At 66.9% G+C, this 254-nt stretch carries 1 protein-coding gene; it reads right to left on the bottom strand.

All coding sequences use genetic code 11. The annotated features are described in order from the left end of the window. Nucleotides 1-254 (bottom strand): hypothetical protein (locus tag ACFWJO_RS40965; RefSeq protein ID WP_386873499.1); only part of this gene is annotated, 254 nt, incomplete at both ends.

Here is a 254-nt window from a genome sequence, read left to right as displayed (position 1 = left end):
CTTCTTCTTCTTGCCCATCGCACGGCGCAGGATGTCGGCCTGGCCGAGCGAGTAGCCCGCCACCTTCTGGGCGATCGCCATGACCTGCTCCTGATACACGATCAGGCCGTAGGTGGTGTCCAGGATCTCCCGCAGCGGCTCCTCCAGCTCCGGGTGGATCGGGGTGATCTCCTGCTGCCCGTTCTTGCGCAGCGCGTAGTTGGTGTGCGAGTTCGCGCCCATGGGGCCGGGGCGGTACAGGGCGATGGTCGCCG

The sequence above is a fragment of the Streptomyces sp. NPDC127092 genome (assembly GCF_042722475.1).
GTDB lineage: Bacteria > Actinomycetota > Actinomycetes > Streptomycetales > Streptomycetaceae > Streptomyces.
This window is presented reverse-complemented; position numbering and strand designations above follow the sequence as displayed.